The organism is Shinella yambaruensis (assembly GCF_022899355.1).
Classification (GTDB): Bacteria; Pseudomonadota; Alphaproteobacteria; order Rhizobiales; family Rhizobiaceae; genus Shinella; species Shinella yambaruensis.
The window spans coordinates 254,243-275,897 of sequence record NZ_JALJCK010000005.1 but is presented as its reverse complement, the minus strand read 5'-3'; the positions used below and the strand labels follow the sequence as shown (position 1 = coordinate 275,897).

Annotated in this window: 24 protein-coding genes; 15 read left to right on the top strand and 9 right to left on the bottom strand. The window is 65.9% G+C overall.

Annotated elements, in window-relative coordinates:
- The first annotated feature begins 82 nt into the window (after positions 1–82).
- Positions 83–1,438 (top strand): putative bifunctional diguanylate cyclase/phosphodiesterase, encoded by a 1,356-nt coding sequence (locus tag MUU56_RS13965; protein ID WP_244767889.1) that lies wholly within the window; start codon positions 83–85, stop codon positions 1,436–1,438.
- Positions 1,439–1,552: 114 nt separating this feature from the next.
- A complete protein-coding gene (locus MUU56_RS13960) occupies positions 1,553–1,888 on the top strand; it encodes a PilZ domain-containing protein (RefSeq protein WP_244767888.1) in 336 nt (111 codons plus the stop codon).
- Positions 1,889–1,891: 3 nt separating this feature from the next.
- Here MUU56_RS13960 and MUU56_RS13955 read toward each other — a convergent pair whose 3' ends face one another.
- Positions 1,892–2,818, bottom strand: a complete 927-nt coding sequence (locus MUU56_RS13955) for a LysR substrate-binding domain-containing protein (protein ID WP_244767887.1) — start codon at positions 2,816–2,818, stop codon at positions 1,892–1,894.
- Positions 2,819–2,906: 88 nt separating this feature from the next.
- Here MUU56_RS13955 and MUU56_RS13950 point away from each other — a divergent pair, with 88 nt between their 5' ends.
- Positions 2,907–4,454 (top strand): trimethylamine methyltransferase family protein, encoded by a 1,548-nt coding sequence (locus tag MUU56_RS13950; protein WP_244767886.1) that lies wholly within the window; start codon positions 2,907–2,909, stop codon positions 4,452–4,454.
- Between the two features lie 150 nt (positions 4,455–4,604).
- Here MUU56_RS13950 and MUU56_RS13945 read toward each other — a convergent pair whose 3' ends face one another.
- From MUU56_RS13945 to MUU56_RS13925, 5 genes are all read right to left on the bottom strand, one after another.
- Entirely contained in the window at positions 4,605–5,318 is a 714-nt protein-coding gene (locus MUU56_RS13945) for a PRC-barrel domain-containing protein (RefSeq protein ID WP_244767885.1), read from the bottom strand.
- Between the two features lie 196 nt (positions 5,319–5,514).
- On the bottom strand, positions 5,515–6,399 hold the full coding sequence (locus MUU56_RS13940) for an SMP-30/gluconolactonase/LRE family protein (protein ID WP_244767884.1): 885 nt from the start codon (positions 6,397–6,399) through the stop codon (positions 5,515–5,517).
- Positions 6,396–7,034 carry a 2-dehydro-3-deoxy-6-phosphogalactonate aldolase gene (locus tag MUU56_RS13935; RefSeq protein WP_244767883.1) on the bottom strand — a complete coding sequence of 213 codons (639 nt, stop codon included), beginning with the start codon at positions 7,032–7,034 and terminating at the stop codon, positions 6,396–6,398. Before MUU56_RS13935 ends, MUU56_RS13940 begins: the two co-directional genes overlap by 4 nt.
- 57 nt (positions 7,035–7,091) lie before the next feature.
- Positions 7,092–8,015 carry a 2-dehydro-3-deoxygalactonokinase gene (locus MUU56_RS13930; RefSeq protein WP_244767882.1) on the bottom strand — a complete coding sequence of 308 codons (924 nt, stop codon included), beginning with the start codon at positions 8,013–8,015 and terminating at the stop codon, positions 7,092–7,094.
- Entirely contained in the window at positions 8,015–8,776 is a 762-nt protein-coding gene (locus tag MUU56_RS13925; protein WP_244767881.1) for an SDR family NAD(P)-dependent oxidoreductase, read from the bottom strand. Before MUU56_RS13925 ends, MUU56_RS13930 begins: the two co-directional genes overlap by 1 nt.
- A 99-nt stretch (positions 8,777–8,875) precedes the next feature.
- Between MUU56_RS13925 and MUU56_RS13920 the strand changes: the two genes are divergently transcribed.
- From MUU56_RS13920 to MUU56_RS13865, 12 genes are all read left to right on the top strand, one after another.
- The gene (locus tag MUU56_RS13920) at positions 8,876–9,664 is read left to right on the top strand and encodes an IclR family transcriptional regulator (RefSeq protein WP_244768113.1); all 789 of its coding nucleotides are present in this window, start codon (positions 8,876–8,878) and stop codon (positions 9,662–9,664) included.
- Between the two features lie 262 nt (positions 9,665–9,926).
- A complete protein-coding gene (locus MUU56_RS13915; RefSeq protein ID WP_244767880.1) occupies positions 9,927–10,664 on the top strand; it encodes a helix-turn-helix transcriptional regulator in 738 nt (245 codons plus the stop codon).
- Between the two features lie 84 nt (positions 10,665–10,748).
- Entirely contained in the window at positions 10,749–11,492 is a 744-nt protein-coding gene (locus MUU56_RS13910; protein WP_244767879.1) for a helix-turn-helix transcriptional regulator, read from the top strand.
- Between the two features lie 115 nt (positions 11,493–11,607).
- A complete protein-coding gene (locus MUU56_RS13905; RefSeq protein ID WP_244767878.1) occupies positions 11,608–12,789 on the top strand; it encodes an Mrp/NBP35 family ATP-binding protein in 1,182 nt (393 codons plus the stop codon).
- Between the two features lie 139 nt (positions 12,790–12,928).
- Positions 12,929–13,912: a magnesium transporter CorA family protein gene (locus tag MUU56_RS13900; protein WP_284220291.1), complete on the top strand. Its 984-nt coding sequence runs from the start codon at positions 12,929–12,931 to the stop codon at positions 13,910–13,912.
- Positions 13,913–13,925: 13 nt separating this feature from the next.
- Positions 13,926–15,827: a potassium transporter Kup gene (locus MUU56_RS13895; protein ID WP_244767877.1), complete on the top strand. Its 1,902-nt coding sequence runs from the start codon at positions 13,926–13,928 to the stop codon at positions 15,825–15,827.
- Between the two features lie 223 nt (positions 15,828–16,050).
- The gene (locus tag MUU56_RS13890) at positions 16,051–17,226 is read left to right on the top strand and encodes a cell wall hydrolase (protein WP_244768111.1); all 1,176 of its coding nucleotides are present in this window, start codon (positions 16,051–16,053) and stop codon (positions 17,224–17,226) included.
- Positions 17,227–17,496: 270 nt separating this feature from the next.
- A complete protein-coding gene (locus tag MUU56_RS13885; protein WP_244767876.1) occupies positions 17,497–17,892 on the top strand; it encodes an AtpZ/AtpI family protein in 396 nt (131 codons plus the stop codon).
- Positions 17,893–17,953: 61 nt separating this feature from the next.
- Complete coding sequence (locus MUU56_RS13880; protein ID WP_244767875.1) at positions 17,954–18,706, top strand: F0F1 ATP synthase subunit A; 753 nt, start codon at positions 17,954–17,956, stop codon at positions 18,704–18,706.
- A 66-nt stretch (positions 18,707–18,772) separates the two neighbouring features.
- Positions 18,773–19,000 carry a F0F1 ATP synthase subunit C gene (locus tag MUU56_RS13875; RefSeq protein WP_024270186.1) on the top strand — a complete coding sequence of 76 codons (228 nt, stop codon included), beginning with the start codon at positions 18,773–18,775 and terminating at the stop codon, positions 18,998–19,000.
- A gap of 87 nt (positions 19,001–19,087) precedes the next feature.
- Positions 19,088–19,735: a F0F1 ATP synthase subunit B gene (locus tag MUU56_RS13870; protein ID WP_244767874.1), complete on the top strand. Its 648-nt coding sequence runs from the start codon at positions 19,088–19,090 to the stop codon at positions 19,733–19,735.
- A gap of 10 nt (positions 19,736–19,745) precedes the next feature.
- Positions 19,746–20,231: a F0F1 ATP synthase subunit B gene (locus MUU56_RS13865; RefSeq protein ID WP_244767873.1), complete on the top strand. Its 486-nt coding sequence runs from the start codon at positions 19,746–19,748 to the stop codon at positions 20,229–20,231.
- Positions 20,232–20,310: 79 nt separating this feature from the next.
- Here MUU56_RS13865 and MUU56_RS13860 read toward each other — a convergent pair whose 3' ends face one another.
- From MUU56_RS13860 to MUU56_RS13850, 3 genes are read right to left on the bottom strand one after another with little or no spacing between them, the layout of a single operon-like run.
- A complete protein-coding gene (locus MUU56_RS13860) occupies positions 20,311–20,934 on the bottom strand; it encodes an ATP-dependent Clp protease proteolytic subunit (protein WP_244767872.1) in 624 nt (207 codons plus the stop codon).
- Positions 20,935–20,981: 47 nt separating this feature from the next.
- On the bottom strand, positions 20,982–21,341 hold the full coding sequence (locus tag MUU56_RS13855) for an SRPBCC family protein (protein ID WP_244767871.1): 360 nt from the start codon (positions 21,339–21,341) through the stop codon (positions 20,982–20,984).
- Complete coding sequence (locus MUU56_RS13850) at positions 21,338–21,652, bottom strand: ArsR/SmtB family transcription factor (RefSeq protein WP_244768110.1); 315 nt, start codon at positions 21,650–21,652, stop codon at positions 21,338–21,340. The genes MUU56_RS13855 and MUU56_RS13850 overlap by 4 nt, the downstream gene beginning before the upstream one ends.
- Between the last annotated feature and the right edge of the window lie 3 nt (positions 21,653–21,655).

The window sequence follows — 21,655 nt, the reverse complement described above, 5'->3', positions numbered from 1 at the left end:
TCGTTTGCTATGTTTTTGTTAACGATCATGCCTCATCGTGGAACCATCCTCGGAGGTCGCGTGCAAGTACGGGAAATCATTGATGAAGTCTGCTGATCCTGCAGCGCTGGATGTTTCCCAGACCGACCTCCATGCGATGGCCTATACGGACCCGCTGACGGGGCTCGGGAACCTCTACCGGTTGCGCGACAAGGTGCGCCAGATCGCCAAGGAGCGCGAGGAGGACCCCGCGCCGTTTGCCATCGGCATCGCCAATCTCGACGGCTTCAAGCCGATCAACGACCTTTTCGGCCCGCGCGCGGGCGATGAGATCCTCTGCCAGGTGGCCCATCGCCTGAAGGCCTGCATTCCTGACGGCGCCACCGTCACCCGCCACGGCGGTGACGAGTTCGCCTTCGTGCTGCCGCTCGTCTTCGAGCGCAAGGGCGCGGAGAAGATCGGCCAGATGCTGCGCGAGGTGCTGTCGGCCCCCTTCGATCTCGGCGACCGCAATGTGCGCCTTTCGGCCTCGTTCGGCTTTGCCATCTTCCCCTTCGCCGGCGCGGATTTCACCGAGCTCTTGAAGAGCGCGGATACGGCCCTCTACCGCTCCAAGCGCCGCGGCCGCGGCCAGATCACCGTCTATTCCCAGGAAATCGCCCAGGAGATGAAGCGCGCCACGCAGCTCGAGCAGGCGCTGCGCAATGCCATCATCGCCAACGAGGTGGACGTGCATTTCCAGCCGATCGTCAGCCTGCGCGACGACACGGTCGTCGGTTTCGAGGCCCTGGCGCGCTGGTGCGATGCCGATCTCGGCTATGTCTCGCCCGCCACCTTCGTGCCGCTTGCCGAGGAGCGCGGCTTCATCGATGCGCTGTCCGACACGCTGCTGCGCAAGGCGGCCGAGACGGCACTGTCCTGGCCGAAGGAGCTCTTCCTCTCCTTCAACCTCTCCTCCGCCCAGCTGATGGATCCGAAGACGGCCTTCAACACGCTGGCGATCCTCAACCGCGCCGGGCTCGATCCGCGCCGGCTGGAGCTGGAGATCACCGAGACCGCCGTAATGACGGATGCCGACACGGCGCAGAAGATCGTCGGGGAGCTGCGCGCGGCGGGCGTGCGCATCTCGCTCGACGATTTCGGTACCGGCCAGTCGAGCCTCGGGCGCCTACGCGACTTCACCTTCGACAAGGTGAAGATCGACCGCGCCTTCGTCTCGCGCATTTCCAACGACAAGGCCTCCGAGCACATCATCAAGGCGATCGTCGCCATGTGCGAGGGCCTCGATCTTGCCGTCGTCGCCGAAGGCATCGAGGATTTCTCCGAGGCGCTGAAGCTAAAGGCGCTCGGCTGCGGCATGGGGCAGGGCTATTTCTACGGCAAGCCGCAGGATGCCGTCGCCACCATGCGCTTCCTCTCCGATCGTTATGTCAGCGTCGAGGGCCGGGCGGTCTGCTGAGGCGCCGTCCCCGAATAGACCACTTCCGTAAAATTGCAGGCATTTGTTTAGCCGGGCGGCAAGCAGCCTCTATTATGGTGGCTCCACTGTGAATGTTCGTGAGGGGAGCCACGGATGACGACCATCAAGGATATGCCCGTCAGGGCGAGCGACCGTTCCAAGGTGCGTATTTTCGCGACGGTGCGGGTGATGCATCAAACGACGCGGGCGCGCGTCATCGACCTCTCTCCGACGGGCATGGCCTTCGACGTGGAGAAGCCCATCCAGGCCATGGCCGGCCAGCTGGTGACGGTCGAGAGCGAGGAACTGGGCCGCCTCAGCGGCACGGTGTGCTGGTATTCCAACGGCCGCCTCGGCATCCAGTACAAGCTGTCGACCAACGCGCTCGCGCAGATCACCTCCTATTTCCGCTTCTTCCACGAAGAGGTGCGGCCGGTCCTGCGCCGCTGACGCTCAGGCCTCGCCGCTCCGGGCCAGCCGGCCTTCCTCCAGCAGCCAGTCCCGCACCCGCCGGGCCGGGCCGTTGAGTTCGCGCGAGCGCGGCCAGACGACATGGAAGGCGTCGTCCGTCCTCAGCACATGGCCGCCGACGGTGACGAGCGCGCCCGAGCGCACCTGCCCGTCGATGAGGTGCCGCCAGCCGAGCGCGACGCCTTCCCCTGCCAGCACGGCCTGGATCACCAGCACATAATCGTTGATGGCGAGCCGGCGGGCCTGCGCCGGGTAGCGCACGCCCGCGCTTGCGAACCATTCCGGCCAGTCGCAGGCCGCCCGCACCGGCTCCTCCAGGTGGATGAGGGGCAGTTTCAGCAGTTCTTCCGGCGTCGTCGGGTGCCCGCGGCTTTCCACGAAGGCCGGGCTCGCGACGGCCGCGATCACTTCCGGCGCCAGCAGCGCCGCATGATAGCGCGGCCATTTCGCCGGGTCGCCGCCGCGAATGCCCAGCGGGATCGGCTCCTCGTCGAGGTCGAGGTCGCGCACGCTGGTCTGGATGCGCAGGTCGATATCGGGAAGGTCGGCACGCAGCTTGGCAAGCCGCGGCAGCATCCACATCGAGGCGAAGGCGGTGGAGGCGGCAAGCGTCACATTCGCCTCGCGCCCCTTGGCGCGGATATCCTCCGCCGATTTCTGGATGCGCGACAGGCCGAGCGTCACGTCCGCATGGAAGCGCTCGCCGGCATCGGTCAGCTCCACGGCGCGGTGGATGCGGTGGAAGAGCGCCACGCCCAGCTGCTCCTCGAGATTGCGCACCGCATAGGAGACGGCCGCCTGCGTCATGCCGAGCTCGGCGGCGGCGCGGGTGAAGTTCTGGTGCCGCCCGGCGGCCTCGAAGATGATGAGGCTGGAGGCGGAGGGGAGCAGGCGGCGCAGGGTTTCCATAAATACAGCTTATAGTCTTCGTAAGTTTTTTCCAGCGTCACAAGGCGCTCAATCACGCCTAGCCTCGTTCTGGATTATGGAGGCGACAATGGCAGACGCAGCGACGATCGAAGCACCGGCACGCAGAGTGAGGGGACGTCCGGCCCGGCGGGAGGGTGGCGCCAAGGCGCTCGGCGTGCCCTATATCGTGCGAGGCATCCCGACCTACGACGTGCTGTCGGAAGAGAACCTGCAGAAGATCGAGCGGGCGGCGGACCGCATCCTGGCCGAGGTCGGCATCGAGTTCCGCGACGATCCCGCCGCCATCGACCATTGGAAGCGCGCCGGTGCGAAGGTGGAGGGCCTGCTCGTGCGCTTCGAGCCCGGCATGCTGCGCGAGATCGTCTCCTCCGCGCCCGCCGAGTTCACCCAGCACGCCCGCAACCCCGCCAACAATGTCGAGATCGGCGGCAACAAGGTGGTCTTCTCGCCGGCCTATGGCTCGCCCTTCGTCATGGATCTCGACAAGGGCCGGCGCTACGGCACGCTGGAGGACTTCCGCAACTTCATCAAGCTCGCCCAGTCGAGCCCCTGGCTGCATCATTCCGGCGGCACGATCTGCGAGCCGGTCGACATTCCCGTCAACAAGCGCCATCTCGACATGGTCTACAGCCACATCAAATATTCCGACCGCGCCTTCATGGGCTCGATCACCGCGGAGGAGCGCGCGGAGGATTCCATCGACATGGCGCGCATCCTGTTCGGCGCCGATTTCGTCGACAAGAACTGCGTCATCCTCGGCAATGTCAACGTCAATTCGCCGCTCGTCTGGGACGGCACGATGACGAAATCCCTGCGCGCCTATGCCCGCGCCAACCAGGCCGCCGTCATCGTGCCCTTCATTCTCGGCGGCGCCATGGGACCGGTGACGAATGCCGGCGCCATCGCCCAGTCCTTCGCCGAAACGCTGGCCGGCTGCGCGCTGACCCAGCTTGAAAGAAAGGGTGCGCCGGTCATCTTCGGCAATTTCCTCTCCTCCATGTCGCTGCGCTCCGGCTCGCCCACCTTCGGCACGCCGGAGCCGGCCATCGGCTCCATGGTCGTCGGCCAGCTCGCCCGGCGCCTGAAGCTGCCGCTGCGCTGCGCCGGCAATTTCTCGAACTCCAAGCTGCCGGACGGCCAGGCCATGCAGGAAGGCCTGATGTCCATGCTGTCGGCGGTGCATTGCGGCGCCAACTTCATCCTGCATTCCGCCGGCTTCCTCGATGGCCTGCTCTCCATGTCCTACGAGAAGTTCGTGATGGATGCCGACCTCTGCGGCGCGCTGCATTCCTATCTCGCCGGCGTCACGGTCGACGACAACACGCTGGCCATGGACGCCTTCCTCCAGGTCGGCCCCGGCAGCCATTTCCTCGGCTGCGACCATACGATGCGCAACTACCAGACCGCCTTCTGGGATTCGGCCCTCTCCGACAACGAGCCCTTCGAGAAATGGAGCGAGGAGGGCGGCTCGACGGACATGGCGACCCGCGCCAACCGCCAGTGGAAGAAGACGCTCGCCGAATACCAGGCGCCCCTGCTCGATGCCGCCATCGACGAGGCGCTTTGCGACTACATGGACCGCAAGAAGGCCGCGATGGCCGACGCCTGGTATTGAAGGAGTTTCAAGCGCGCATTTGCGGCTGCTCCCCCTCTGCCCGGCAGGGCAGAGGGGGTAAACGCGCACGCCAAAAAAGAATAGTGCAAAAGAAAAACCCGGTGGCGCAGGGATGGCCACCGGGCTGGAGATCAGAATGAACCTGCCGGATTATTCGACCGGCTGGGTGGCCGGAGCCGTGCCCGTGTCGGTCGTCGACGAGGTCGTCGAGGTATCGACCGGGGTCGTGGCCTGGCGTTCGGCGACCTGCTGCGCCGTGGTCTTGAATTCCGGCGCGGCCTGCAGGCTCTCGGCGGTTTCGGTCGTCGTCAGCTTGACATCGTCCGAATCCGGGATCTGCGTGATCGAGATCTTCTCGAACGGAACGGCGACCCACTTTTCGCCGATGCCCAGGAAGCCGCCGACACCAACAACGGCCGCGGTGATGCCGCCGTCCTTCTCCATGATCAGGTCGGAGATCTTGCCGATGCTTTCATCGGCGCTGTTGTAGACGGCCTGGCCGAGATAGGTGTTGGCGCTGATCTGTTCCGGCGACTGGGCCGTCAGATAGTCACCGCCGGCCGCCGGCGCCTGTGCCGTGTCCTCGGTCGGGGTCGTTGCCGGGGTCTGAGCCGTGTCTTCGGTGGCCGTGCCGGTTTCCGGCGTCTGGGCCGTATCCTCGCTCGTCGGCGTGGTCGGGGTTGCTGCGGTGTCGCCGGGCGTGGTGCCCGTGGCGTCGTCACCGGTCATGCCCGGCTGCTGCTCCAGGGTCTGGGTTTCGCCGGCGGCCGGCTGGTTGGTGTCCTGCGCAAAGGCTGCCGGGGCCAGGGCCGCGCCGAGGAAGAGTGCACCAGCGGCAACGGAAGTGAGAAGTTTATTGGTCATCTTGAACCTGCCTTTCGTCTCGTTGGCATCAAGGCGCGGCGGTCTTTAGAGGGGCCGTCCGCACCGGCTGATGGACAAGGAACGGCGACATCCGTTTTTGGTTCCGATGAAAATTGCCTTCTTTTTGATTGCCGCCATGCATTTTTGACGCGGGAAGCGGGCGCAGGGCCGCGGCCCACTCCAGCCGGATGTATCTTCAGAGCGCGAATGCCGGCTCGAAACGCCCCTTCACCGCAAGGCCGAGTTCGAAGGTCTGGCCGGCATGCGGATCGGCAAGGCGTGCGGCCGCGTCCATGCCCTGCCAGGCGGATGTCACCAGCAGCCGGTCGGCCTCGTCGCCGATGAAGGCCGGGCAGCTCGCCTGCACGGCCGGCACCAGATGGCGGGCGATCTTCGTGCCGTCGGGCTTGTAGACATCGACCGCATTTGCGCCCCAGCGTGCGTTCCAGATCAGCCCGTCCGCATCGCAGACCGAACCGTCGACGCCGCCCGGCGTGCCGGTCTCGTCGCTGAGGACATCGGGCGCGCCGGCGGGCAGGCCGGTCTTCGGATCGAGCGCGACGCGCATCAGATGGTTGACGTCCGTATCTGTGAAATAGCCGATGCGGCCATCCGGCGAGAAGCAGATGCCGTTCGGGATGGTGATGTCGGAAAAGAGCTTCGTCACCGTCCCGCCGGCAATGTGATAGATCGCGCCGGCATGCTTTTCCGCCTTGCGGCCCATCGTGCTCGCCCAGAGCGCCCCGGACGGATGCACGCGCCCGTCATTGGAGCGATTCTGCGCCTTGTCCTCCAGCGTGACGAAGGGACTGAGCGCTCCATCGGCGACCCTGCGCAGGAAAAGCCCCTGGTCGGAGACGATGAGCTGGCGCTCCGGATCGACGACGGCGAGCACGCTGCCGAGGAAGGGCAGGGCATGCGTCGCCTTGGTCATCGTCGCAAGGTGCAGTTCATGCAGCGTGCGGCCCATGATGTCGAACCAGTAGGCCTTGCCCGTCGCCGGATCGTAGGTCGGGCCTTCGCCGAGTTCGCAGGCCGTCTCGCACAGGATGCGGCCGGTGAAGGAATGGGTCTCGCTCATTTTCCGCCTCCATACGCCGCATTATAGGCCTCGATCGTCGCGCGGGCGCGGGCGCGCACTTCGTCGGCGCCCATGCCCGCCTTGTAGAGGCTGGAGCCGAGGCCGAAGCTGCGGATGCCGATGGCGGCGTAGTCGGCGAAGTTCTTCTCCGAGACGCCGCCGACGGCCGCGATCTCCAGGTCGGCCGGCAGCACGGCGCGGATCGCCTGGATGCCGGCAGGACCGAGCACGCTGGCGGGAAAGAACTTGAGCCCGGTCGCCCCGGCGCGCGCGGCGGCGAGCGCTTCGGTCGGCGTGAAGACGCCCGGCATCGTCACCATGCCCTTGGCGGCGGCGGCGGCGATGACGTCGGGCTCGACATTCGGGCTCACCATCAGCCGCCCGCCGACATCGGCGAGCCGGTTGACATCCGCGACGGTCAGCACCGTGCCGGCACCGATCAGGCAGCCCTCGGGCGCCATCTTCGCGGCGGTCTCGATCGAGGCGAAGGGATCGGGCGAGTTCAGCGGGATCTCGATCGCGGTGAAACCCGTCTCGATCAGGGCGCCGACGACAGTCTCGGTCTCGCCTGGCTTCAGGCCGCGCAGGATGGCGATCAGCGGGTATTTCATCGGGGGGAAGGGGATGCGGTTCATCGGTTCAGCTTTCTCGGGAGCAGGTCCGGGGTGAGCGGAATGGGTTGCAGTTCATGTTCAAAGGGACCAGAGGGCCTTCGCGCCCGCGGCAAGGCCGTCGCGCACGGCGGTATCGGCGTCGATGACGGTGGGGGAGATGCCGGCGGCGGCAAGGGCGTCCTTGTAGAGTGCGCCGAGCCCGCCGGACACGACGAGCGTGACGGGTGTGCCCTCGGCGACGAGCGAGAGGGCCCCGGCGATCTCCAGCCCGATCAGCGTGCCGGAAAGGCGCGCCTTGGCGTCCACCGGCGAAAGCCCCGCGATCAGCGAGCCGACGCGCACGGAGAAGATCTGGCTCGTTGCAAGCGCCGGATTGGCCACCATGCGCACCACCGCGGCGCGGAAGGCGGCGTTGTCGCCGGCAATCGCCCCGGCCTCGGCGATGGCGTGGCTGAGGATCGTGTTCCTGGCGATCGCCTCGAACAGCTCACCGGTCATGAAGGTGGAGAACCCCGCGACCTTTCCGCCGGAAAGGCGCACCCACTTGCTGTGCGTGCCGGGCATGCAGACGAGGTGGTCGCCTTCGCCGAGCGCGGCGGCGGCGCCGAGAAGCTGGGTCTCCTCGCCGCGCATGACATCGGGCGCGGCCGCGTCGCGCTGGGCAAGGCCGGGCAGGATGCGGATGTCAGCGGAAGCGCCGGGAATGCGCACGGCGGCGGCGGGAATGTCGGCAAGCGCGGCGGGCGTATCGAGATAGCCGGCCTCTATCCAGCCCTGTTTGGCCCCGGCCATGCCGCAGATCAGCACCGGCAGGCCGGCAGGCGCCGAGACGGCGGCAAGGTGGCTTTGCAGCACCTCGGCAAAGCCGGTGCGGGCGGCGGTCGTCATGCCTTCGCCGCTGCGGCGTTCGGCGAGCACGTCGCCGTCCTTGCCGATGAGCCAGAGGCGGAAGCTGGAGGTCCCCCAGTCGACCGCGACATAAGCGGGTTCGGGTGTGGTCATCAGAGCATGCCTCCGTCGACGATGAGCGTTTGTGCGGTTATGGCGGCGGAGGCGTCCGACGCCAGGAAAAGGCAGGGGCCGACCATGTCGTCGGCGATGAGCGAGCGTTTCAGGCACTGGCGGGCGATGCCGCCGGCCACCGCCGCCTCGTCGATCCACAGGCGCTTCTGCCGTTCGGTCAGCACCATGCCGGGCAGGATGGCGTTGACGCGGATATTGTCCGGCCCGAGCCGGCCGGCGAGCGACTTGGTGAGGCCGACAATACCGGCCTTGGCGGTGGAATAGCCGGGAAACTCGCCCATGTTGAGCAGGAAGGCGATGGAGGAGAAATTGACGATCGCCCCGCCGCCGGCTGCCCGCATATGCGGTGCGGCGGCCTGGGCGGCGAAGAAGTGGTGGCGCAGGTTCACCGCCTGGTTCTCGTCCCAATAGTCGGGCTCCACGGTCTCCAGATCGTGCCGGTCGTCGCGCGCCGCATTGTTGACGAGCACGCTGAGGCCACCGAGCACAGCGGCCGCTTCATCGACCGCCCGGCGCAGCGCATCGATGTCACGCAGGTCCGTCCGTATATAATGGGGCAGGTGCCCGACCGCGCCTTCGAGTTCCGAGACCAGGTTGCGGCTCTCCACCTCGGCAATGTCGAGAAAGGCGACGCGGGCGCCGGCAGCGGCAAACCCCCTGACCAGCGCCGCGCCGATGCCCGAGCCGCCGCCGGTGACGAGCACGCCCTGTCCTGCAAGGTCCGGATAACGGCCCGTCATGGATGGTCTCCAAAAATTCCATTATTTGGAACTGAGTTTGATTATTCGGAATTATTTCGTTACCATGGCAGCCTGTCAAGGGACGAGCGGGGTGTGGCAATGGCGAGCGAGCGGGACGAGGAGGGGGGCACCGGCACGCTCGGCAAGGCGATGTCCGTCCTGGAGGCCGTGGCGCTCGCCGAACGCCCGATGCGTTTCACCGACGTGCTCGCCGTCAGCGGCCAGCCGCGCGGCACGCTGCACCGCCAGCTCTCCCATCTGGTGCAGGAGGGGTTGCTGGAGCTGCGTCCCGACCATGCCTATGTGCCGGGCCTGCGCCTTTTGAAGCTCGCCTCCGCCAGCTGGGCGCGCAACGAGTTCCGCGCCGTTGCCGCGCCCTTCCTCGAGGCGCTGCATCGGCAGACCGGCGAGACCGTGCATCTCGGCGTCCTGCGCGGGCGGGAGATCATCTATCTCGACAAGGTGGAGAGCCGGCAGGCCGTGCGCATGAACTCGCAGATCGGCAATGCCTCGCCGGCCTATTGCACCGGCGTCGGCAAGGCGGCGCTCGCCGCGCTGGATGCCGAGGCGCTCGACGCCCTCCTGTCCGGCCTGGAGTTCCGCCGGTTCACGCCGCAGACGATCACCAGCCGGGCGGCGCTGCTCGACGAGCTGGCGCGGATCCGTTTGAGCGGCATCGCCTTCGACCGGGAGGAGCACGAACCGGGCATCCGCTGCGTCGCCGCCCCGGTCTTCGACGCCGGCCGCGCGCTCGTTGCCGGCGTTTCCGTGACGGGGCCGGCCTATCGCGTCGGTGAGGTGCAGCTCGACGACTGGGCGCCGCGCGTGCGGCACGCGGCCGGCGCCATCATGGCGGAATTGTCGGCCCGCCTCGGTCCGCAACGGTAAGTCGAGAGGCAAGGCCCGTAAATGATGGCATGGTTGTCTTATGGCGCCATTTTACGGTAAATTAGAAAATCGCGCTGGACGTGGAGTTGGGGCATCATTAGCTTCCCTCACGACCAGCTCACGAGTTGCGTCGCTCGCCGCGGACTTGAGGCGCGGTTCATCGAACATACTTGCATTGGGATACGGGGGTTCCTGGAGCAAGCAGTGCATTGTGACGGCATTTTTGCCGCACGGGGCGCGTGCGTGCTGAAGGAAGATGGATATGGCGGATCGATTTCATACGGCGTCTGCGCGGTTCCGGCATCGGCGGGACCCGGATCCGGCGACGCTGGGCTCGCAGGAAGACGTCGCCGAGACGCTGGACAGCCTTGCCAAGCACTACGGCCTTCGCGGCTACCTCCTGATCAACGTCCCGTCGGAAACCTCGACCGACTTCTCCTCCAACGTGCTGCTGACGTCCTGGCCGGACGAGATGCTCAAGACATACGACCATGCCGGCCTGATCTTCGGCAGCCCCGTCATCGAGCGCCTGCGCCAGAGCACCAACCCCTTCACCTATGATGCGGACCGCACGAACCGGCGCAGGGCCGATGGCAAGGCGGCGATCGCGGCGAGCCTCTTCGAACGGCACGGCCTGTCGCGCGGGGCCTATTTCCCGGCCCACAATTCGGTGGGCCTGCGCGGCGCGCTGGCCTTCGGCGGCACGCGCGACGTGCTCAATCCGCGTGAGATGGCCGAACTCAACGCGGTCGCGAACCTCATCTTCACCGAAGTCGTCGAGCTGCGCGCCGGCCGCCGGCAGAACGTTTCGCTCTCGCGCCGCGAGATCGAGTGCCTGTCCTGGGCCTCGGCCGGCAAGACGAGCGTGGAAATGTCTGAAATCCTCGGCCTTTCGGAATATACGGTCAATCATTATCTCAACCGGGCGACGCGCAAGCTCGATGCCGTCAACCGGGTCCAGGCGGTCGCCAAGGCGATTCGCGCTGGGCTTTTGAACTGATGCATAAAAAAACCTTGCGACTTTCTGGAATGCGTGCGGTTCCGCTCCAAATGCCCAAGGCTAAGAACAAAATTGCGGGGGACCATGACGGCTGACGAAACGAGCAGCACCGACAACCAGCTACGGGACGAAGGCAGCGAGATCGCCGCTCTCGAAACGCAGTTCGACATCGTGCGCTATATGCGGCGCAAGTGCGAGGAATACGGGCTCAAATTTTTCATCGTTTTCAACCTGCCGGGCTTCGAGGCGGAGAAGCTGTCGGCCTATTCCATCGTCAGCAACTGGCCGCAGGAAATCCTCGGAAAATACGATGCGCTGCGCATGGTTCGCCACAGCGCCGGTATCCGTAAGCTACGACTTACCACCGTGCCGTTCTCCTATGACATGCGGGAATGGATCGGCGAATCCTCCGAGCAGCTGGATTTCACCGAGCTGGTCGGCGCCATGACCAGCCACGGCATGCTGGCCGGCCACTTTTTCCCCGTGCACGATGCGCTCGGCAATCGCGGCGCCGTCGTCTGGGGCGGCGAGAGCCCGACACTCGGCCGCGACGAGCGGCTGATGCTGCAGATGATCTCCGTCCACCTCTTCAACCGGCTCGCGGAGATCGGCGCGGCCTGGAAATCCGGCCAGGTCGTGCTCACCGAGCGCGAGATCCAGTGCCTCAGCTGGACCGCGGCGGGCAAGACCAGCCTTGAGATCGCCGAAATCCTCGGCCTGTCCGAGCATACTGTGAACCACTACCTCAACCAGGTCACGCGCAAGCTGGAGGCGGTTAACCGCACCCAGGCGGTGGTCAAGGCCATCCGCCGCGGGCTGATCGCCTGAGCGGGAGCCGGGGCTTTCGGTCGCGGGCGAAAACGTTTGGCGAGCGCCTTTCCGTGCACTATCTACGGAAAAAAGGGCCGCGGCCTGATGCCGCGACGGGTCGATCGAGGGTTTCATGACGGATGTAAGCAAGGAACAGGTGCTGGAACGGCTGCGCACGGTGCGCGGCCCGGACATGGATGGCAACATCGTCGACCTCGGCCTCGTCTCGGATGTCTTCATCTCCGACGGCAAAGCCTATTTCTCGATCACCGTGCCGGCCGAGCGCGCCCGCGAGCTCGACCCGATGCGCGCCGCCGCCGAGCGCGTCGTCAAGGAAATCCCCGGCATCAAGGCCGCCATGGTGGCGCTGACAGCGGACAAGCGCGCCGCTTCCGGCCCGGCCGCCGCCCGCGCGCCGACCCCGCCGCCGCCCGGCCGCGGCGATGCGCACGGCCATGCCGGCCATGCCCATGCTGCGCCCGGCCAGCCGCCGCAGCGCGCGAAGTCCGGCATTCCCGGCGTCGGCGCCATCATCGCCGTCGCGTCGGGCAAGGGAGGCGTCGGAAAATCCACCACCTCCGTCAACCTCGCCCTGGCGCTGAAGGCGAACGGCCTTCGCGTCGGCATCCTCGACGCCGATATCTACGGCCCGTCCATGCCGCGGCTCCTGAAGATCTCCGGCCGGCCGCAGCAGCTCGAAGGCCGCACGATCAAGCCGATGGAGAACTACGGCATCAAGGTCATGTCCATGGGCTTCCTCGTCGACGAGGAGGTGGCGATGATCTGGCGCGGGCCGATGATCCAGTCGGCGCTGATGCAGATGCTGCGCGAGGTCGCCTGGGGTGAGCTCGACGTGCTCGTCGTCGACATGCCTCCGGGCACGGGCGATGCGCAGCTCACCATGGCCCAGCAGGTACCGCTTGCCGGCGCCGTCATCGTCTCCACCCCGCAGGACCTTGCCCTCATCGATGCGCGCAAGGGCCTCAACATGTTCTCGAAGGTCGAGGTGCCGGTGCTCGGCATCGTCGAGAACATGAGCTATTTCATCGCGCCCGATACCGGCAACCGCTATGACATCTTCGGCCATGGCGGCGCGCGCAAGGAGGCCGAGCGCATCGGCGTGCCGTTCCTCGGCGAGGTGCCGCTGACCATGGATATCCGCGAGACCTCCGATGCCGGCACGCCCGTCGTCGTTTCCAATCCGGATGGCGCGGCGGCGAAGACCTATCGCGCGATCGCCACCCGCGTCTGGCAGGAACTCCAGGCGATCGAGGGCAAGGGCGCGCGCGGCGCGCCGGCGATCGTCTTCGAATAGCCGAACCTTTCGCGCCCCGGCGCGTTGCCCGCCATGGCCTTGCTTTTTATGTTGCGCCGCGCAATATGCGCGGCCGACCGCTGAAGCGTGGCGTCCAGTCAGGAGTGTGAGCGATGGTCCTCCCCGGAGCCATTCGCCGGTGATCACGGTTTTCCGCCCCAACGGCGAGGCGCGCGCCCTGCCGGCAGAAACCGATTCTGCGGCCGCCGAGGCCCTTGCCGGCGCCGTCTGGGTCGATCTGCTCGAACCCACCCGCAACGACGAGGCCGTGATCGAGCGGGTCCTGTCGATCGACGTGCCGACGCGCGACGAACTGAAGGACATCGAGCCGTCGAGCCGGCTCTATACGGACGGCAACGCGGCCTACATGACGGCTTCGCTGATGGTGAAGGCGGAAAGCGACCTGCCGCACCTGACCGACGTCGCCTTCATCCTCACGCCAGACCGGCTGCTGACGGTGCGTTATGCCGAACCGCGTTCGTTCTCCCTGTTCAAGAGCGCGATGCACCGCATTCCGGGCGGCTGCGGCACGCCTATCGTGATGATCACGCGGCTTCTGGAAACCATTGCCGACCGCACCGCCGAAATCCTCGAGATCGCGGTTTCACGCGCCGACAAGCTTTCGCTCGAAGTGTTCGGCGACAAGCGGCATCTGAGCCGCCGCCCGCCGCGCTATCTGGAGGACCGCGTCGTGCAGGTCTCCGCGCTCCACCGCCTTGTCGCCAAGACGCGCGACAGCCTGATGTCGCTCTCGCGTGTCCTGACCTTCCTGCATGGCCTGCCGGCGCTGCAGTCCGATCGCGAGAGCCTGGAGCTCTGCCGCACGGTGACGCGGGACGTACAGTCGCTCTCCGAGCACGCCAATTTCGTCGCCGGCAACATCACCTTCCTGCTCGATGCCTCGCTCGGCCTCATCAACCTCGAGCAGAACGCCATCATCAAGATCTTCTCGATCGCCTCCGTCGTGCTGCTGCCGCCGACGCTGATCGCATCGACTTACGGCATGAACTTCGAGTTCATGCCGGAACTGCACATCCCCGCGGCCTATCCGCTGACGCTGGCCGCCATGGTGCTGTCGGCGATCCTCCCCTTTTTCTTCTTCCGCTGGAAAGGCTGGCTCTAGGCCTGATCGTCCCATGCAAGCACATGCCGCCGGCGCTCCGCATTCCCGCAGCAGGGCGCGCACGCTGTTCCTTCTCGCGCTCGGCTCCGTCGGCGTCGTCTATGGCGACATCGGCACGAGCCCGCTCTATGCCCTGCGCGAGGCGCTGCGCCCGGTCGCCGGCGACGGACTCGTGCGCGAGGAGGTCGTCGGCCTCATCTCGCTGATGATCTGGACGCTGACGGTCATCGTCACGCTGAAATACGTGCTCTTCCTGCTGCGCGCCGACAACCACGGCGAGGGCGGCACGCTCTCCCTGCTGGCGCTTCTCACGAAGACCGCGGGCCGGCATGCCACCGTGCTCTTCTTCATGGGGGCGGCCGGCGCGGCGCTCTTCATCGGCGATGCGATGATCACGCCGGCGCTGTCCGTCCTTTCCGCCGTCGAGGGCCTGAAGCTCGTGACGCCGACGCTCGACGACTATATCGTGCCGATCTCCGTCGTCATCCTCGTCATGCTGTTTGCCGTGCAGTCCTGGGGCACGGCCGCCGTGTCGAAGTTCTTCGGCCCGATCACCGCCCTCTGGTTCATCGTCATGGGCATCGGCGGCATCAGCCATATCAGCGACGACCTCGGCATCCTGGCCGCCTTCAACCCGTATTATGCCGTGCTGTTCATGTATAACGAAGGCTATGTCGGCCTCGTCGTGCTGGGGGCGGTCTTCCTGACGGTGACGGGGGCGGAGGCGCTCTATGCGGACCTCGGCCATTTCGGCCGGCGGCCGATCCAGTGGGCCTGGTTCTGCCTGGTCTTCCCGGCGCTGACGCTGAACTATCTCGGCCAGGGCGCGCTGGTGCTTTCCCATCCCGAGACGATCGCCAATCCGTTCTTCCTGATGTTCCCGAAATGGGCGCTGCTGCCGGTCGTCATCCTTGCGACCTTCGCGACGATCATCGCCAGCCAGGCGGTCATCACCGGCGCCTTCTCGCTGACGCGCCAGGCGATCCATCTCGGTTTCCTGCCGCGCATGGAGATCTTCCACACGTCCGAGACCCAGACCGGCCAGATCTATCTGCCGGGCGTCAACACGGTGCTGCTCTTCGGCGTCATGCTGCTCGTCTTCATTTTCGGTTCCTCGGAAGCGCTGGCGACCGCCTACGGCATTTCCGTCACCGGGGCGATGGTGGTGACGACCGTGCTTGCCTTCGAGTTCCTGCGCAGGCGCTGGCGCTGGACGCCGCTTGCCGCCGCCGCGGCGCTGCTGCCGCTCTTCCTGCTCGAGCTCACCTTCCTCGGCGCGAACCTGCTCAAGGTGGTCGACGGCGGTTATGTGCCGGTCATGATCGCGGGCGCCGTCGTCGTCCTGATGTGGACCTGGACCCGCGGCACGAGGATCCTGCGCGAAAAGACCCGGCGCATCGAGGTGCCGCTGCCCGCCTTCGTCAAGTCCGTGGAAAGGCCCGGCGCGCATGCCCCGGTGCAGGTCACCGGCACGGCGATCTTCCTCACCAGCGATCCGGACTTCGCCCCCGCCGCGCTGCTGCACAACATCAAGCACAACCACGTCCTGCACGAACGCAACTTCATCCTGACGATCAAGACCGCCAACACGCCGCGCGTCGCTCCGGCCCAGCGGTTCTCGGTCGAGAAGATCTCCGAGCGGTTCTCGCGCATCGAGATGCATTTCGGCTTCATGGAGACGCAGAACGTTTCCCAGGCGCTCGGCCTGATGCGCAAAGCGGGGCACAGGTTCGACATCATGTCGACCTCGTTCTATCTCGGCCGCCGCAAGCTGGTGCCCGACGCCGAATCGGGCATGCCCATGTGGCAGGACCGGCTTTTCATCGCGCTCGCCAACATCGCCACCGACCCGTCCGACTATTTCCGCCTGCCGACCAACCGCGTGGTCGAGCTCGGCTCGCATGTCGTGATCTGACGAAAACGTGAAGGGGAGGTGAACGCCTCCCCGAAAGCCGTTTATCAGCATTAACCAACCATCAAGGTTAATGCTTCATTTTACCCTGACAACGAGCCGCTTCGGGCCCGTGCTTCGGCGCGGAAGGGCTCCCATACAGTCAGTTTCGGGCAGGAGGACACGCCATCGACAATGGCGGCGCGCCTGCGCATGCGTGCGGAGTAAGAAGTTGCGTGAGCGTAGCATTCGTCATGCGGCGGCCGGCCGCTTCCTCGCCTATCTGAAGCGGGAGTGGAAAATCCCCCTGGCCGTCGGCCTCGGTCTCGTCGCCACCTTTCCGACGCCGGCCGCCCATACGGACCTTGCCACCTATCTCGCCGGCCTCAACCGCAAGGGCGGCAACCAGACCATGGTGCTGACCCGCTCGCCCGCCGGCTCGATCCACGAGGTCGAGATCGCCTTCGCCGACGCCATGACGACCGGAGGCATCGAAAGCGGCGCGGGTGTGGAGCTGCCGGGCGGCGTCACGGCGGCGCTGCGCAGCGAGCACAAGGGCAAGGGCGGCATTCCCGACGAGGACCGCGTCAACCGCCGCGACAAGAAGGGCCGCATCGTCGCCGTCCTGCCGGTGACGCCGCCGAAGGGCTTTGCCGCCGGCTCGATCCTCGATCGCACCAGCTTCCTGCTCTCGCCCGCCTTCGACACCGGCCAGCGCATGGCCTTCGCCAAGCCGCAGATCAAGGGCAAGGAAATCGAGATCGCCACCGCCTTCTACAAGAAGGAGCCGGTGCGCAGGAATCCCGGCGTCTCGCCCGTCATCGCAAGCCTCGTCACCAATGACAATGCCGACGTGCTGGCGACCGCCTATGCCCGCGTCGAGCCGGATTATGCCCGGGAATCGCCCTTCGATTCGATCCTCAAGCCGAAGACGGAACTCGGCCGCTTCGTGCCCGACATCTCGCCGGACGATCATGCCTGGGCGGCCACGCCGCTGCCGGCGGAGGTCTTCACCGCCAAGGAGCAGAAGTGCCTTGCCGAAGGCATCTATTTCGAGGCGCGCGGCGAGGAGCTGAAGGGCCAGGCCGCCGTCGCGCAGGTCATTCTCAACCGCGTGCGCAACCCCGCCTATCCGAAGACCATCTGCGGCGTCGTCTACCAGAACGAAAACTGGCGCAACCGCTGCCAGTTCTCCTTCGCCTGCGACCGCATTCCCGACCTGATCCTCTCGCCCTGGCACTGGAAGACCGCCAAGGAGATCGCCATGGCGGTCACCGCCGGAAAGATCTGGTTCGACGACGTCGGCTCGTCCACCCACTACCACGCGACCTATGTGAACCCGCCCTGGGGCCGCACGATGAAGCGGGTGGCCAAGATCGGCAAGCACATCTTCTACCGCACCTATGGCGGCGGCTGGAGCTGAGGAGCGCTGAGGGGCGGGGTGGGGTGAGTCCGCGCCACAGCCTTCGCGATTCCCGGGACGATCGGTCGCGCCTGATGCGTGATTCCGGCTAATCTATTGATTTATTTCATAATATTTGCTGCTGCGCAAAGCTTCGCCATGCCTTGACTATGCCGGCACCTAAAACTATGTTGCGCCCGACTTCGAAAGGGGTCGGATATGGCTTGAATCCTAGCCTTCAATATGTCCGCAATGGGGCGAAAGCGCCGCGGAACGAAACGGGAGAACGCCATGGCCGACGAACAGAAGAAAAGTCTGGAAGACCGGCTGAAGCGCCTGGATGCGGAACTCGCGGAACGGCGCAAGGACGACGGGGCGGATAGAGCCGCCGAGGCACGGGCATCGGAGAGCCGCAAGGGCTACGCGGTGGCCATGAAGCTCTCGAGCGAGTTCGTCGCTGCTGTCATCGTCGGGGCGCTTCTGGGCTATCTTTTGGACCATTTTGCAGGTACAGGGCCGTGGGGGATGATCGTTCTTCTGCTCCTCGGCTTCGGTGCCGGCGTTCTGAACGTCATGCGCGCGGCTGGCATGGTGGCATCGCCCCATCCGGTCGACAGGCTGGCGGGGCGAGAGCCCGGCAAGGCCGGCAGCGGGCGGGACGAGACCAAACCGAAGGACGGCGCCTGACGGCGTTGTCCCATTCATGGGTGACTTCCGCCGCAAGGCGGGCAAGCGAGAGAGATAGACGGTGGCAAACGATCCGACCCATCAGTTCCTGGTCAACAAGATTGTTCCGATCGAAATCGGCGGCATCGATTTCTCGTTCACCAACGCCTCGCTCTTCATGGTCGCCACCGTCGCGGCCGCCGCGGGCTTCCTCTACTTCACGACCGGCCAGCGCGGCCTCGTTCCGAGCCGCATGCAGTCGGTCTCGGAAATGTCCTACGAGTTCATCGCCTCGATGCTCCGGGAAGGGGCGGGCAGCCACGGGATGAAGTTCTTCCCGCTGGTCTTCTCGCTCTTCATGTTCGTGCTGACGGCGAACCTGCTCGGCATGGTGCCCTATTTCTTCACGGTCACCAGCCAGATCATCGTCACCTTCGCCCTGGCCATCCTCGTCATCGGCACGGTGGTCGTCTACGGTTTCTACAAGCACGGCTTCGGCTTCCTGAAGCTCTTCGTGCCGTCCGGCGTTCCCGGCGCGCTGCTGCCGCTGGTCGTCTCGATCGAGGTCATCTCGTTCCTCTCGCGTCCGATCAGCCTGTCGATCCGTCTCTTCGCCAACATGCTGGCGGGTCACATCACGCTGAAGGTCTTCGCCGGCTTCGTCACCTCGCTCGGCGCGCTCGGCGCCGTCGGTGTCGCCGGTGCGATCCTGCCCCTTCTCATGACCGTCGCCCTGACCGGTCTCGAATTCCTCGTGTCGTTCCTGCAGGCCTACGTCTTCGCAGTTCTGACATGCATGTACCTCAACGATGCCGTGCATCCGGGTGGTCACTAAGGAAACAGTCGTCGGCGCCCTCGGGCGCCGCTCATAAGCCGCAACAACCCATTCAAGGAGTTCAACATGGAAGCGGAAGCAGCAAAGTTCATCGGCGCAGGTCTTGCCACGTTCGGTCTCGCCGGCACGGCTCTCGGCCTCGGCAACATCTTCGGCAACTACCTGGCCGGCGCTCTGCGCAACCCGTCTGCTGCTGACAGCCAGTTCGGCCGTCTCGTATTCGGCTTCGCCGTTACGGAAGCTCTGGGCATCTTCTCGCTGCTCATCGCTCTCCTCCTCCTCTTCGCCGTCTGATATCGGCCGAGGACTGGACCATGGCCTCCGGGCCGTGGTCCATCGTACGTTCCGTACAAGATCTGAGAGTGCCCCCTGGAGGTGAGCATGTCCGTGACCCCGGCATCGGCCGAGTCCACCCCTTTCGAAATCGCCCAGGCGGAAACCCCTGCGACGTCGCATGAGACGGATACGCATGCGGCCCAGCCGGCAGGCGAAGTGCACACCGAAACGGGTGTGGCCCATGGCGACGAGCACGCCACCGGCGTTTTCCCGCCCTTCGACCAGACCACGTTCGCATCGCAGCTCCTGTGGCTGGCGATCACCTTCGGTCTGTTCTACCTTCTCATGTCGAAGGTCGTCATTCCGCGCATCGGCGGCATCCTCGAGACGCGCCATGACCGTATCGCGCAGGACCTCGACGAAGCCTCCCGCCTGAAGGCGGAAGCCGACGCCGCGATTGCGTCCTACGAGCAGGACCTTGCCAGCGCCCGCGCCAAGGGCAACGCGATCGCCTCGACCGCCCGCGACGAAGCCAAGGCCAAGGCCGACGCCGAGCGCGCCAAGATCGAAGCCTCGCTGCAGGACAAGATCGCCGGTGCCGAGACCCGCATCGCCGAGATCAAGGCCAAGGCCCTTGCCGATGTCGGCTCGATCGCCGAGGAAACCACGGCAGCCCTCGTCGAGCAGCTCATCGGCGCCAAGGCCACCAAGGCCGAGATCGCTTCCGCCGTGAAGACGGCCGCAGGCGAATAAGGAGGACACCATGGCATTCGACGCAACATTCTATGCCTTTGTCGGCCTTCTCCTGTTCCTCGCCCTCATCGCCTACCTCAAGGTTCCGGGCATGATGGCAAAGGGTCTCGACGCCCGCGCGGAGAAGATCCAGAACGAGCTGGCGGAAGCCAAGCGTCTTCGCGAGGAGGCCCAGCACCTGCTCGCCGAATACCAGCGCAAGCGCAAGGATGCCGAGGCGGAAGCCGCCAGCATCGTCGCCGCCGCTGAACGCGAGGCGAGCGCCCTGACGGCCGAGGCCAAGCAGAAGACCGAGGAATACGTCACCCGCCGCACGGCGCTCTCCGAGCAGAAGATCCGCCAGGCCGAGGCCGACGCGATCAACGCCGTGCGCGCCGCCGCCGTCGACCTTGCCGTCGCCGCCGCCGAGAAGGTCATCGCCACCAAGGCCGATGCCGCCACCGGCAAGGCGCTGTTCGACAACGCCATCGGCGAAGTGAAGGCCCGCCTCAACTGAGGCAGCCCGCACGATCGATCTGAAAAAGGCCGGAGCGATCCGGCCTTTTTTCGTTGTGCCTATGCCATGACAAGGCGTGTCATGTGCTGGCCCGATACGCCTCGCCGATCTCGCGCTCGGTGAGAATGCGGTCGATCAGGCCCCATTCCAGCGCTTCCTCGGCCGTCATGAAGCGGTCGCGGTCCATGGCCTGTTCGAACTCCTCGTAGCTGCGCCCGCAATGGCGGGCATAGAGCCGCGTCATGCGCTGCTTGGTCTTCAGAATCTCCTCGGCGTGGATGAGCATGTCCGACGCCTGGCCCTGGAAGCCGCCGGAGGGCTGGTGGACGAGGATGCTGGCATTGGGCAGGGCGGCCCGCATGCCGGGCGCGCCGGCCATCAGCAGGAACGAGCCCATCGAGCGGGCGGTGCCCATGCAGAGCGTGTGAACGGGCGCGCGGATGTAGCGCATCGTGTCGTACATGGCAAAGCCGCTGGTGACCATGCCGCCGGGCGAGTTGATGTAGAGCTGGATCGGCTTCTGCGGGCTCTCGGCCTCCAGGAACAGCAGCTGTGCGCAGACGAGCGCGGAGATGGTGTCGTTCACCTCGCCGTTGAGGAAGATGATCCTCTCGCGCAGCAGGCGGGAATAGATGTCGAAGGAGCGTTCGCCCCGGCTGGATTGCTCGACGACCATAGGGACGAGTTGCATCGTTTCGCGCATGGGCGAACTCCTGTCTTCCGGATTGTTTCGGGGAGGGGTGTATTAGGTTAGGCGGCGCGCATCAGCGTGCGCCCGTTGCCGTTGCCATTGTCGTTGATGGGCCGCGGCACGACGCGCGCATCCGCAAGGCCATGGACGATCCGGAGCGTGGTGCCGCCCTGCCCGTTGGGACGGAGCTGGAACGCCACGAGGCTTTCGAGATGGGGCGGTTCATCGTCCCGCAGCCTGTAGCGGATTTCCTTGCCGGGCGCGGTCAGGACCGGCTCGGCGTCGGCGAGCGCGCCGCCCGGCAGCCATCTTTCGCGAAAGGCGGGAATGCTGATCGCCCGCCAGACCTTTTCGGTCGGTGCGTCGAGCTCGTATTCGAGCACGAGATCCGTCGCCTGCTCGGCCTGCCTGTCGCTCATTGGTCCATGTCCTTCAGCAAATCCTTCAGGGCGTCGATCCGCGCCGGCCAGTAGGTCCGATATTTCGCGAGCCATCCGGCAATGCGCGCCAGCCCGTCCGGGTCGACCTCGTAATTGATGAACCGTCCCTGCCGCTCCTCGCGCACCAGCCGCGCCTGGCGCAGCACCGCCAGATGCTGGGACATGGCGGGCTGGCTGATCTCCATGCCCTCGCGCAGCGCGCTGGCATTCATCGCGCCGTCCGCCAGCTTCTCGAAGATCGCGCGGCGCGTGGGATCGGCAAGCGCCTTGAATATCTCGTTCTCGATCATGGA